This is a genomic window from Exiguobacterium sp. s5, assembly GCF_018618075.1.
GTDB classification, from domain to species: domain Bacteria; phylum Bacillota; class Bacilli; order Exiguobacteriales; family Exiguobacteriaceae; genus Exiguobacterium; species Exiguobacterium mexicanum_A.
Window position 1 is genome coordinate 341,745 of record NZ_JACSLK010000003.1, and the last position, 12,217, is coordinate 353,961.

The window sequence follows — 12,217 nt, forward strand, 5'->3', positions numbered from 1 at the left end:
CTTGTTTTGATAGTTTTGTTTTCTTGAACAATCATGTTGTGTGTTTTTTCACATGAATGTTCACAATAAAGCCTAAACCTTGTTCAACCAATGTTCACAATTGCTTCTCGTTCATTGTACGCTGTTTATTTCGTTTTCTCAATGGAAAAGCTTATCTTCTTGAATTTTTTTTGAATGTATAGGATGTTTGTACAGAATGGATTTAATTCACGATTGTCACTATAATGGATGTATACGTTTTGAGGAGGAATTCGATGAAATCGACGAAAGATGTGATCATCATCGGTGGCGGCCCGGTCGGACTGTTCACCGCATTTTATGCAGGTATGCGCCAACTCGATACGGCGTTGATTGAAAGTTTGCCGCAGCTCGGCGGACAATTATCGACACTGTATCCAGAAAAATATATTTACGACATCGCCGGCTTCCCGAAAGTGAAAGCCCAGGATTTGATTGACCAATTAAAAGCCCAAGCCGATCAGTTCGAGCAGGACTATCGCCTCGGGGAGACGGTCGAGACGGTCGAACGTCTTGAAGACGGCACGTTCCAGATTACGACGAACAAGGATGAGTACCATACGAAAGCCATCATCATCACGGCCGGGAACGGGGCATTCGCCGCACGACCACTCGGTCTCGATGGTTGTGAAGACTATGCCAACCTTCATTACTTCGTCGACAACATGGAGAAATTCCGTGATCGTCGCGTCATGATCGCCGGCGGCGGTGACTCGGCTGTCGACTGGGCGCTCATGCTCGAAGGCATCGCCAAGGAAGTCCATATCGTTCACCGCCGTGACCGCTTCCGTGCCCACGAGCATACGGTCGAACAGATGAAGGCCTCAACGATCAACGTGTGGACACCATATAACATTGAGTCACTTTCAGGGGGGACACACATCGAGTCGGTCGAATTGACGGACAAAGACGGCGAATCGAAATTCGTCGAAATCGACGACCTCATCTGTAACTACGGTTTCGTCTCATCGCTCGGCCCAATCAAAAACTGGGGCATGGAGTTCGAGAAGAACACGATCCGCGTCGACTCACGCATGGAGACGACGGTCGCCGGCATCTTCGCCTGTGGTGACATCGCGACTTATGAAGGAAAAGTGAAATTGATTGCGACAGGCTTCGGTGAAGCCCCGATCGCCATCAACCAAGTGAAGCAGCTCGTCGACCCGACAGCGCGTCACCCGCAACATTCGACTTCGGTATTTGCCGGGAAATAACGATGTGGCCCCCATCTTCATGATGAGGGCCATTTTTCATTTGCGGATTGTTTGCACAATGACCCGGTCGAGCCAGTCGTCGAGTTGGGTGAAGACGAAACCGGCCTTTTTCGCCTCGGCGATCGACATATAATAGTCGACGTCCGTATCGTACGGCGACGACTCGCCATCTTTGATGATCTGAACCGGTTTATTTAAGTGATGGCCGATCCGTTCCATGAGTGCCCCGAGCGAGATGACCCCTTCACTCGCCGCGTTGAACGGTCCGGTCACGTTCGCCCGACCGACCCATTCTAGAAAGGCGGCCGCCTCAAAGCTTGAGATGAACCCCATCTTCGCTTCCGGATGATGGAGCACGATTGGCTCTTCCCGTCGGACGGCGTCGATATAAAACTTGAGACGGTCTGTATAGTCGTCGGGTCCGAGCACGATCGGCAAGCGGACCGTCGCGACCGGGAACGAGGCGCGATGGAAGAAATACGACTCAGCCTCTCGCTTCCCTTGCCCGTAATCATGTTCGGATTCGAGATGATAGTCATGATGGAGCGGATTGAAATCACTTTCTTTCAACTCGGCGCCTGGCGCATAAACCGACATCGTCGACGTGAGCACATATTTACCGACCTGATCCATGAAAGCGTCCGAGGCGATTTTTGCCTGGTACGGGTTAAAGCAAATATTGTCATAGACGAGGTCGTAATGGTCGCGTGACAAATCTTTCATCGTCGCCACCGACTGCCGGTCCCCTTTGATCGACCGGATGCCCTCCGCCTCGGGTACTTGGAGTTGTCCACGCGTCACAATCGTTACATCGTCACCGGCCTCCGCCAACCGAAGTGCCAAGCGCTTTCCAAAATAGCGTGACCCACCGAATATCAATACTTTTCTCATCTTCCCTGCCCCTCCTACATGAAATGACATCTCTTTTCATTTTCCCTTGCATCCTCTCGACTAATCTTCCACATCCTTGAATATTTTTGTTATTCTTATATATATAGAGAAGAAAGAGGCGAGACGCATGCATCAAATCACATTAGAAAAAGGATGGTCGTGTGAATTACCGACACAATATGCCATCTATCAAAGCTTATCGGACTTCAGCCGTTACTCGGTTCTTGACCAAGAGGAAGAGAGCGTCTGTTCGTTCCGCATCACGAACGACACGTGTAAAATCACAGCGTTTCGTCCTTGGCAACATCAAATCGAGCTAGACGCGGCTTCGAAACTCATTCGATTAATTCTGATTGAAGAGACAGACTGAATACAAAAAAGGCCAATCATGAGGCATGATTGGCCTTTCGTTTAGCAATCCCCAGGTGTCCCGGCGTTCGATGCCGTCCGGAAACTTGAGCCGCAACCGCACGTGGCGATGGCGTTCGGGTTTTTAATCGTGAAGCCGCCTCCGAGCATCGACTGCTTATAGTCAATCTCGAGACCGACGACGACCCCGTGATCGGCTTCCGCGACGATGACACGGACACCGTAGTGGTCAAACTGAACGTCCTTGTCTGTCTTATCCTCATCAAACCCCATCCCGTAAGACAGGCCGGTACACCCGCCCCCTTGCACTTTGATCCGCAAGTACTGGTCGTCGGGGCGTTCGGTCTGTTTCATCATATCGATGACTTGTAATGCGGCTGATTCTGTCAAATGAATCATCTGAACTCCTCCTTCGTTATCTTAACTTCAAGTCAACTGACTTGAGATTTTGTGAAATATCTTGTATAACTAAACTGTAACAAAAAAAATTAAATCGTTCCATCTTCGGGGCAGGGTGAAATTCCCGACCGGCGGTATTGAAGACAAGTTCTTCTCAGCCCGTGAGCGAGCAAGGCGTTGCTTGCTGATTTCGTGAGATTCGAAAGCCGACAGTAAAGTCTGGATGGGAGAAGATGGCGGCATCCGACCGATATCCGGATGTTTTCTTCGGCGTGGTCTAAACACCGATGAGAACATCTATTTCGTATGCGCGTAAACTCTCCCGATTGTTTGATACAATCGGGTTTTTCTATGCGACGGGTGCCATTCATCAAGGAGCGACAAAAGGAGAGATTTTGATGAAAACAACGCGCAACAAACGATTGACAACACTGGTGACGCTATCGATGCTCGGGGCCATTTCTTTTGTCCTCATGCTCTTTAACTTCCCGCTGCCTTTCCTACCACCGTTCTTAAAAGTGGATTTCAGTGACATTCCCGCGCTCGTCGCCGGAATCGTGTTCTCCCCACTCGCAGGCGTCGTGGTCGTCGCTCTAAAAAACGTCCTCTACTATGTCTTTAACGGTGGCGGCGTTCCGGTCGGTGAAGTCGCAAACTTCTTTGCAGGTGTCGCCTTCATGTATCCGGTCGCATGGTTCTACCATAAACGTAAAACGAATAAAGCGCTCGCTTCAGGCCTCGTGGCCGGCACAATCACGATGGCACTCAGCTTGGCGATCTTGAACTATTTGCTCATCTTACCAGCCTACGCGTTCTTCTTCGGCATGACCGAGATGGCACAACCGGCTGTCAAAACGGACCTCGTCCTATACGGTATCTTGCCGTTCAACTTCATTAAGGCCTTGTTGATCAGCGCCTTGTTCGTCCCACTCTTCCTCAAATTGAAGCCGTGGATCGAACGCCAGCGCATGCAACTTCAAGCGTAACTGACAAGCACCTAGACACCGGTCTAGGTGCTTTTTGTATAGGTACGCTATGCTAATGAGAGAATAGGAGGAGATGGATTGAACACGACTGAAGATGTGACCCGTTTTTTAGAGACTGATGTGGAACTGATGCGTCTGTTGACAATCGTCGCTTCGCTCGGTTTACCCGATTGGTGGATTTGTGCCGGATACGTGCGGGCAAAAATATGGGATGACGCGCACGGCTACGAAGTATCGACGCCAACCGAGGACGTCGATGTCATCTACTTTGACCGATCTCACATCGACGAGGCGATTGAAAAACAGTATGAGGCACAACTGCACGACCTGTTACCGAACGTCCCTTGGTCGGTCAAAAACCAGGCCCGCATGCACCTGGTCAATCAATTGCCACCGTATCAATCTGCGGTCGACGCCTTGGCCCATTTCCCTGAGACGGTCACGGCCATCGGTGTCAGTCTTGATGCGGGCGGACGCTTGAAGCTGGCCGCCCCTTACGGTATCGACGACATAGTCGAACTAAAGTTACGACCGACTCCGGCCTTTGCGAACGACGCTTCACACCATCATGTTTATCGAGCCCGGATCAATAAAAAGAATTGGCAAGCCACTTGGCCGAGACTCCAAGAAGTGGATATACCTCGTCAGGGATGATAAACACTAGTGAAACCGACCGCCTTACGGTCGGTTTTTGCTGTTCATTCATAAACGTCGCAACGAAAAAGAGTGACCACCGAAGTGATCACTCTGAGTATACCGTGTTTGATTAGAGAAGAAGACCAGCGAGTGTCGCTGACATCAAGTTGGCAAGCGTACCTGCGAGAATCGCGAGGACACCCATGCGCGCGATGTCGTTCCGACGGTTCGGCGCCATTCCACCAAGACCACCGAGAAGGATGGCGAGTGATGAGATGTTGGCGAATCCACAGAGTGCGAACGCGATCATAGCTTCCGTACGTGCCGAGAGGTCACCAGAACCGATGATTGGTGCGAATTCAGAGAAAGCGACGAATTCGTTCAACACGAGTTTTTGTCCGAGGAAGCTACCGAATTGAACAGCATCTGCCCATGGCACACCGATCACGAATGCGAGCGGTGCGAACACATAACCAAGAATCAATTGAAGCGTGAGACCGTCGAAACCGAACAAGCCACCGATTCCACCGAGAATCAAGTTAACGAGCGCGATCAATGAAACGAAGGCGAGAAGCATCGCACCGACGTTCAAAGCAAGGAAGAGACCGTCAGAGGCACCGCGAGCGGCTGCATCGACGAAGTTCGCTGCCTTGTTCTCTTCATCTTCAGCGATTTCGATATCGTCATCCGGTACGTCTGTTTCCGGGACGATGATTTTCGCGAACATGAGACCAGCAGGAGCAGCCATGAAGCTCGCTGCGAGCAAGTACTCGAGCGGTACACCAAGAGCAGCGTATCCAGCAAGAACTGAACCGGCAACCGAGGCGAGACCACCGACCATGACAGCGAAGAGTTCCGATTGTGTCATCGTTGGAAGGTAAGGTTTGATGACGAGCGGCGCTTCCGTCTGACCGACGAAGATGTTCGCTGTCGCTGAGAGCGACTCTTTACGTGATGTGCCAAGTGCTTTGGCGAGAGCCGTACCGAGGATACGAATCACCCACTGCATGACACCTACATAGTAGAGAAGTGCGATGAGTGACGACATGAAAACGATAATCGTCAATACTTGGAACGCGAAGACGAAGTTGTCTCCGCCGACAGCTGTACCGAAGACGAAACTAATCCCGGCGTTCGCCGTGTTCAAGACGTTCTGGACGCCTCCTGAGATCCATTCTAACGCGTTACGTCCTACTGTAGTGAAGAGGACGAGGAAGGCGAACGTAAACTGTACCGCGAAAGCGGCAAGCACGGTGCGCCATTTGATGGCTTTACGGTTGGTCGAGAAGATGTAAGCGATTCCAATTAGTGCCAAAATACCAACCACGCTCATGATATTCATTGGTGTTGTGCTCCTTTCATATTGGGGAAACCTGATAATGTGATATACCCGAATCGAGATGTGTCCTACCGTTTGAAACGCTTTCTTTTTCTGTTGTTAAACGTCAGACAACCTACATTCGAACCTCTTTGAATATAACAGACCCTTTTTAAAAATGCAACGGGTCAAAACGGTCAAAATAAAAAAAGTTTGAAGGTCCTTCAAACTTTTTTACCATGCCATTTCTTCAATTTTTTCATATACATTCGTCACGAGTTGTTCCGGTGTATCCCCGGTCACGACCTCACCATCGACGAGACAAAACAAGTCAAGCGAACAGACGCCGCAGTAGCCCGTACAGCCGTATTCGACGACGTCTAAGTCTGGATCGGACTCTAATTTGGCGCGGGCGATTTGTGAACCCATCGCTAAATTGGAGGCACAGAACTCAATGATCGGATTCATCATGTCATTCACCCTTCCCCTTTCCTTCAAAGCAGGAAAATGGTTCTTCTACGGCGTATTATAACATGATACAGTTGAAGTGTAACAAAGGGGGATTTTTATGCGCAAATTAGTCGTCTTGGGAGGCGGTTACGGGGGTATGCGTGTAATCGAACGTGTCCTCGGCCATCAGCTGAAGGACGTATCGATCACACTCATCGACCGTCTACCTTACCATGGATTAAAAACAGAGTATTATGCACTTGCGGCGGGGACCGTGTCGGATCGTGACATCCGCATCGATTTTCCAGAAGAGGTCGACTACATATACGGCCAAGTCACCGATATCGATACGGGGGACAAAATGGTCCTGCTCGCGAGCGGGGAAAAAGTGCCGTACGACGACCTCGTCATCGGCCTCGGCTGCGAGGACAAGTACCATAACGTACCCGGTGCCGCCGAGTTCACGTACAGCATCCAAACGTTAGAAGAATCACGAAAGACCCAGCAAGCAATCAACGGCCTATCTCCGGGATCGGTCGTCTCGATCGTCGGTGCCGGCCTGTCCGGTGTCGAGCTCGCCAGCGAGCTGCGCGAGAGTCGTCCCGACTTGACGGTCCGTTTGTTCGACCGCGGCCCGTCCGTCCTATCGTTCCTATCAAACCGCGTCTCGATGTATGTCCAGTCTTGGTTCGAGGAACATGGTGTCGAAGTCATCAATAACTCGAACATCGTCCGGGTCGACGCCGATGGGTTATGGAACCATGAACAGCACTTCGCTTCCGATTTGACGGTGTGGACCGCCGGGATTCAACCGGTCGCCGTCGTCCGCAACCAAGGTTGGGAACTCGATGGGGGTGGACGTGTCAAATTGACACCACACCACTACGTCCCGGAACAGCCCGATATCTTCGTCGTCGGGGACAACGCCAGCCTGCCGTATGCACCTTCGGGTCAGCTCGCAGAAGCGCAGGCCGAACAGATCGTCCAAGTGCTACTCTGTAAATGGAAAGGTGTCGGGTATCCGGATTTGCCGGATATCAAACTCCGAGGCACGTTAGGATCGCTTGGGAAGAAGGCCGGATTCGGCGTCTTCATGGGCAAGCAATCGCTCACCGGAAAAGTCGCGCGGTTGCTCAAGTCCGGTATTCTTTGGAAACATAAAGTCATTAAATAACATGCCTGGGTCGGCCATCTCGGTCGATCCTTTTTAATGTAAAGCAATCCATTTGTCGTTCAGCCACCGTCGTGTTGAGCCAAAAGTCTTGTATCTGAATCCCCTGTATCCTTATCTAAATATTCAGATTATTGATTCGATTGACATATTCTACCCGTTGGCAAAACTTGTTACTCTAGGGTCACGGCCGAACGACTTCGTGTCACCTCGCCTACATAACCCGAAGGAGGAAACAAGTTGAAAAAAATCTGTAGCACCGTCCTCGCCTCATTGCTCGTCTTGTCAACCGTCCCGGAAGCCGCGGAAGCTGCTCCCAACAAATCGAAAGAACGCGTCATCGTCGTCTTCAAAGAGTCAGCGAAGAACATCCCGCTCTCAATCGAAGGCATGGAAGTTCGCCAACAGTACAAAAACATTCCAGCCGCAGCGCTTGAAGTACCGAAAGCCGCACTGAACGGACTGAAGAACAACCCGCACGTCGCCCACGTGGAAGTCGATCAAACGGTACAAATCGAGAACCAGACCCAGGACTGGGGCATCCCGAAGTTGAAAGCCCCATCGGCTTGGCAGAGCGGATACACCGGGAAAGGCGTGAAAGTATCGGTCGTCGATACGGGGATCTCGCCGCATCCTGATTTGACGATTTCGGGCGGTGCCTCATTCAGCGCGGTCACGAGCTCGTACGCGGATGACAACGGTCACGGGACGCACGTCGCTGGTATCATCGGGGCCCGTAACAACAGCATTGGGACCGTCGGGATTGCCCACGAGGCGAGCATTTACGCCGTCAAGGCACTCGAGGCGAACGGTAGCGGTAGCCTATCGAGTATTATCGCCGGGATCGATTGGTCGATCACGAACGATATGGACGTCATCAACTTGAGTCTCGGGACGACGAGTCCATCCTCAACGCTCCAACAAGTCGTCGACCGTGCCAATAATGCTGGGATCCTCGTCGTCGCGGCGGCCGGTAACAACGGACGCACCGACGGATCGGGCGACCTCGTCAACTACCCGGCCCGATACAGCTCGGCCATCGCTGTCGCAGCGACGGACATCAACAACAATCGCGCTTCATTCTCGGCTACAGGCAGCACGGTCGAAGTCGCGGCACCAGGCGTGAGCATCAACTCGACACTCGCAACTGGCGGATACGGCCAAATGAGCGGGACATCGATGGCGACTCCGTACGTCGCTGGTAACCTCGCCCTCATGAAGCAAGCGTTCCCGACGTTGTCGAGCGCGCAACTCCGCTCAAAACTGTCACAAGACTCGATCGACCTTGGCGCAGTTGGACGCGACGCCTGGTTCGGAAACGGACTCGTCCAAGCTCCAACGTCTGGTGGGACGTCACAACCTGTTCAAGCACTCGCGACGACAGTATCGACATCGAAGTCGACTTATTACGCGGGTGAGCAAGTATCGATCTCATCGACGGTGCGGGACGCGAACGGCCAACCGGTCGCAAACGCCGACGTCCGTGTGACGGTCACACAACCTTACGGCACGACGCTCACAGGGACAGGCAAGACAAGTTCGACCGGCGCCATCACGTTCACGCTCTCGACAAGTTCTTCGTCACAGCGCGGCACGTACCAAGTGAAGGCTGATGCGACGCTCACTGGCTACACGGCTGGTTCGGCGACGTCATCGTTCCGTCTTCTGTAACGAACAAGAGTCGAACGACAATCGTCGCTCGACTCTTTTCATGCTGTCGTCTGCTCGATGGCCGAGTAGACTTTTCGTAACTGGACGACCCCTTCGTCCACGACTTCCCCATTCAAGAGGACAAGCGGATAAAACCACTCATCTTGTTTGATCGCCTCAGCGATGTCGTCGTCCGCCGTCTCGAAATCGATGTACTCGAACTCGAACGCCTGATCCGGATATTTCCGGGCAAGCGCACTTTGCAACCATTCATATGTCTCGATCGAGCTAGGTGCCCCGACGCAGCTCGCACACTGCACCTCAGCCCCATATACCGTGATTTTCATGTCCATTCCCCCTGTTCTCTCCTATTATACAAAATTCAAGAAGTGACATCGTCACAAAACGCTCAGCGTTAATGATTGAGAAACAATCTCAAACTTGCTAGAATGAAAGGGAACCAGAAAGGGGTAGATACCATGGAAATGTTTGATCAAGTCCAAGAAGTACTCGATAAATTACGCCCGTTCTTGCTTCGCGACGGCGGTGACGTCGAACTCGTAGACGTGGAAGAAGGCATCGTCAAACTTCGTTTGATGGGTGCATGCGGCAGCTGCCCATCTTCAACCATCACTTTGAAAGCCGGGATTGAGCGTGCGCTCATCGAAGAAGTACCTGGCATCGTTGAAGTCGAACAAGTATTCTAAACAAAAAGGGAGACGTGAGTCATCCCTTTTTTTCATGCATGCGTCCATTCATCTAAGCTTTCGACCATATAGGTCGGGAGCTTTTCTTGTTCTTGGATAAAGGCCGGACCGTGTACGCCCGAATTGACATGAAGCGTCCGGAGTCCACCGTTGATTCCGAACAAGATGTCAGTATGATAGTTATCCCCGACCATGACGACCTCTTCTTTTGTGAGACCGATCATCTCAAGGGCGATATCGACCATGACCGGTTCCGGTTTTCCGATGAAGAATGGGTCTTTTTCCGTCGTCACAGCCAAGACGGATGTGAGCGCCCCGTTCCCAGGCAAAAAGCCACGTTCGGTCGGGATGGCGATATCACCGTTCGTCGAGATGAAGCGGGCACCGGAACGAATCGCGAGTGCGCCTTTCGCCAACTTCTCGTAAGTGATATGGCGGTCGAGCCCGATGACGACATAGTCCGCCTTCGCCTCTTCCGTCACGTGGAAGCCACGTTCTTCAAGCGCTAAACGCAAGCCGTCTTCCCCAATCATGTAAACCGTCGCGCCCGGCGTCATCTTCTCGATGTAACGGGCCGTCGCCATCGCGCTCGTCAATACGTGCTCCGGTGTGACATGTACACCCATCGAGACGAGCTTATCTGCCACTTGTTTCGGCGTCATCGACGCGTTGTTCGTGACGAACAAGTACGGGAAGCCCGTTGCTTCGAGTCGATTCACGAAATCGACCGCTGCTTGAATCGGGGCTGTCCCCGCATAAATCGTGCCGTCTAAGTCAAATAAGTATCCTTTAATCGAATCCATCCAATCACTCGCTTTCTGGTAGAAATGCTGATACAGGTCCAAGTTCCACTTCGATATAATGCCGGACCTGCTCTGGGAATGCCTCGAACGTCGCTCTATAGCGCTCGACCCAAGCGTCGAATCGGTCCGAGTCTGCCGTGACGAACTCCCGGACGTAATGAGCCCGCAGCGCCACGAGCGCTTTTGCGGCTACTGCCGTCTCGGCATCGAGCACGCGTTCATCGAGCAAAATATCGACGATGTCCTCATAACTGCCCGGGTCGCGCATGATGAAGCCATCAATCATCGAGTTGCCGACATCAATCACGCCTTCCATCAAATGGACGGCCAACCGCTGTTTCGCCAGTTCGACCGTGAAGGCGTCCCCCTCTAGTTGATCAAGTCGACCGAGCATCGTCTCCATATGGGCCAACGTCTCGCTAATCTTTTCTCTGTTCACAAAATACATCGGAATCCCCCCTGCCTCCTATAGTAATCCTTTTTCTCGTTCGAGAAAAGAATCTCACCTATTTACATCATTTATCCGATTGTGATACACTAATCCACGGATTAACACAATGAATAGTATGACACATTAAATAGACATCACGTGGAGGGTACAACACTATGGAACGAGAATTAGCGCTAGAGATCGTACGAGCAACTGAGGCAGCAGCACTTGCTTCGTCAAAATGGATCGGTCGTGGTCAAAAGAACGAAGCAGACGACGCAGCCACGTCAGCAATGCGTGAAGTCCTCGGGACGGTCAATATGGACGCCACCGTCGTGATTGGTGAAGGCGAGCTCGATGAGGCACCGATGCTCTATATCGGCGAACGTCTCGGCACGACGTTTGGGCCGGAAGTCGACATCGCGGTCGACCCGCTCGAAGGGACGTCCATCGTCGCCAAAGGGCTCGGCGATGCCATGGTCGTCATCGCGGTCGCCGATAAGGGCGCCCTCCTCCACGCACCGGATATGTATATGGATAAACTCGTCGTCGGACCGAATTTGAAAGGGAAAGTCTCGCTCGACGAACCGCTCGAATCGATCATCGAGAAGGCAGCCCTCTATAACGGTAAGCGTATCGAAGAAGTCACGGTCATCATGCAAGACCGTGATCGCCATGAGCACTTGCGTCAAGCGGCGATGAACATGGGCGCTCGCGTCAAGCTGTTCGAAGACGGAGACGTCTCGGCAGGAATCGCGGCAGCCGTCAAATCAAATCCGATTGACATCTTTATCAGCACGGGCGGCGCCCCGGAAGGCGTCATCACGGCAGCGGCCGTCAAAGCGCTCGGTGGCGACATGCAGGCACGCCTTCACCCGATGAACGAAGAAGAGACGGCGCGCGTCATCTCGATGGGCATCGAAGACCCGCTCCAATTGCTCACAATCGACGACCTCGTCAAGAGCGATGACTGCATCTTTGCGGCGACAGGCGTCACGTCAGGCGAACTGCTCGACGGCGTCAAATTCTTGACGGACGATATCGTCGAAACGACATCGCTGGTCATGCGCTCGAAAACGAAGACGATTCGTAAAGTCGTCGCCGAGCACACGTTGTCACTCAAGCCATACCTCCAAAAACAAGAAATCAACGCATAATAAAACCTCCGCTCTCGA

15 protein-coding genes and 1 riboswitch are annotated in these 12,217 nt (G+C 52.2%); of the genes, 8 read left to right on the plus strand and 7 right to left on the minus strand.

Translation table 11 applies throughout. The annotated features are described in order from the left end of the window. Nucleotides 1-254 precede the first annotated feature (254 nt). A complete protein-coding gene (locus tag KNP60_RS09025; RefSeq protein WP_214797320.1) occupies nucleotides 255-1,232 on the plus strand; it encodes an NAD(P)/FAD-dependent oxidoreductase in 978 nt (325 codons plus the stop codon). A 36-nt stretch (nucleotides 1,233-1,268) separates the two neighbouring features. Here KNP60_RS09025 and KNP60_RS09030 read toward each other — a convergent pair whose 3' ends face one another. After that, entirely contained in the window at nucleotides 1,269-2,123 is an 855-nt protein-coding gene (locus tag KNP60_RS09030) for an NAD-dependent epimerase/dehydratase family protein (RefSeq protein ID WP_034778376.1), read from the minus strand. A gap of 127 nt (nucleotides 2,124-2,250) precedes the next feature. Between KNP60_RS09030 and KNP60_RS09035 the strand changes: the two genes are divergently transcribed. Further along, nucleotides 2,251-2,493 (plus strand): hypothetical protein, encoded by a 243-nt coding sequence (locus tag KNP60_RS09035; RefSeq protein ID WP_029595120.1) that lies wholly within the window; start codon nucleotides 2,251-2,253, stop codon nucleotides 2,491-2,493. Between the two features lie 41 nt (nucleotides 2,494-2,534). Here the strand turns inward: KNP60_RS09035 and KNP60_RS09040 are convergent, their stop codons facing one another. Next, nucleotides 2,535-2,891 carry a HesB/IscA family protein gene (locus tag KNP60_RS09040; protein ID WP_214797321.1) on the minus strand — a complete coding sequence of 119 codons (357 nt, stop codon included), beginning with the start codon at nucleotides 2,889-2,891 and terminating at the stop codon, nucleotides 2,535-2,537. Between the two features lie 97 nt (nucleotides 2,892-2,988). After that, nucleotides 2,989-3,130: riboswitch (FMN riboswitch) on the plus strand. 159 nt (nucleotides 3,131-3,289) lie between these two features. Between KNP60_RS09040 and KNP60_RS09045 the strand changes: the two genes are divergently transcribed. Beyond that, a complete protein-coding gene (locus KNP60_RS09045; RefSeq protein ID WP_029595118.1) occupies nucleotides 3,290-3,877 on the plus strand; it encodes an ECF transporter S component in 588 nt (195 codons plus the stop codon). Between the two features lie 129 nt (nucleotides 3,878-4,006). Further along, nucleotides 4,007-4,531, plus strand: coding sequence for a nucleotidyltransferase family protein (locus tag KNP60_RS09050; protein ID WP_214797326.1), 525 nt, complete (start codon nucleotides 4,007-4,009; stop codon nucleotides 4,529-4,531). 112 nt (nucleotides 4,532-4,643) lie between these two features. Here KNP60_RS09050 and KNP60_RS09055 read toward each other — a convergent pair whose 3' ends face one another. Together KNP60_RS09055 and KNP60_RS09060 are read right to left on the minus strand one after the other, a co-directional pair. Next, nucleotides 4,644-5,855, minus strand: coding sequence for a NupC/NupG family nucleoside CNT transporter (locus KNP60_RS09055; RefSeq protein ID WP_029595115.1), 1,212 nt, complete (start codon nucleotides 5,853-5,855; stop codon nucleotides 4,644-4,646). A gap of 210 nt (nucleotides 5,856-6,065) precedes the next feature. Then, nucleotides 6,066-6,302, minus strand: coding sequence for a YuzB family protein (locus KNP60_RS09060; protein ID WP_021065517.1), 237 nt, complete (start codon nucleotides 6,300-6,302; stop codon nucleotides 6,066-6,068). 97 nt (nucleotides 6,303-6,399) lie between these two features. Here KNP60_RS09060 and KNP60_RS09065 point away from each other — a divergent pair, with 97 nt between their 5' ends. Together KNP60_RS09065 and KNP60_RS09070 are read left to right on the plus strand one after the other, a co-directional pair. Then, complete coding sequence (locus KNP60_RS09065) at nucleotides 6,400-7,455, plus strand: NAD(P)/FAD-dependent oxidoreductase (protein WP_034778394.1); 1,056 nt, start codon at nucleotides 6,400-6,402, stop codon at nucleotides 7,453-7,455. A 237-nt stretch (nucleotides 7,456-7,692) separates the two neighbouring features. Next, on the plus strand, nucleotides 7,693-9,123 hold the full coding sequence (locus KNP60_RS09070; RefSeq protein WP_034778398.1) for a S8 family serine peptidase: 1,431 nt from the start codon (nucleotides 7,693-7,695) through the stop codon (nucleotides 9,121-9,123). 38 nt (nucleotides 9,124-9,161) lie between these two features. Here the strand turns inward: KNP60_RS09070 and KNP60_RS09075 are convergent, their stop codons facing one another. Next, on the minus strand, nucleotides 9,162-9,455 hold the full coding sequence (locus tag KNP60_RS09075; RefSeq protein ID WP_138859124.1) for a DUF1462 family protein: 294 nt from the start codon (nucleotides 9,453-9,455) through the stop codon (nucleotides 9,162-9,164). 96 nt (nucleotides 9,456-9,551) lie between these two features. On the opposite strand from KNP60_RS09075, the gene KNP60_RS09080 reads away from it, so the two are divergent. Next, nucleotides 9,552-9,809, plus strand: a complete 258-nt coding sequence (locus KNP60_RS09080) for a NifU family protein (protein ID WP_232819607.1) — start codon at nucleotides 9,552-9,554, stop codon at nucleotides 9,807-9,809. A gap of 32 nt (nucleotides 9,810-9,841) precedes the next feature. Here the strand turns inward: KNP60_RS09080 and KNP60_RS09085 are convergent, their stop codons facing one another. Continuing rightward, nucleotides 9,842-10,612 carry a TIGR01457 family HAD-type hydrolase gene (locus tag KNP60_RS09085; RefSeq protein WP_214706604.1) on the minus strand — a complete coding sequence of 257 codons (771 nt, stop codon included), beginning with the start codon at nucleotides 10,610-10,612 and terminating at the stop codon, nucleotides 9,842-9,844. A gap of 4 nt (nucleotides 10,613-10,616) precedes the next feature. Further along, nucleotides 10,617-11,060 carry a DUF86 domain-containing protein gene (locus KNP60_RS09090; RefSeq protein ID WP_214797322.1) on the minus strand — a complete coding sequence of 148 codons (444 nt, stop codon included), beginning with the start codon at nucleotides 11,058-11,060 and terminating at the stop codon, nucleotides 10,617-10,619. A gap of 158 nt (nucleotides 11,061-11,218) precedes the next feature. On the opposite strand from KNP60_RS09090, the gene glpX reads away from it, so the two are divergent. Beyond that, nucleotides 11,219-12,199, plus strand: a complete 981-nt coding sequence (glpX, locus tag KNP60_RS09095; RefSeq protein WP_214753000.1) for a class II fructose-bisphosphatase — start codon at nucleotides 11,219-11,221, stop codon at nucleotides 12,197-12,199. Nucleotides 12,200-12,217 lie beyond the last annotated feature (18 nt).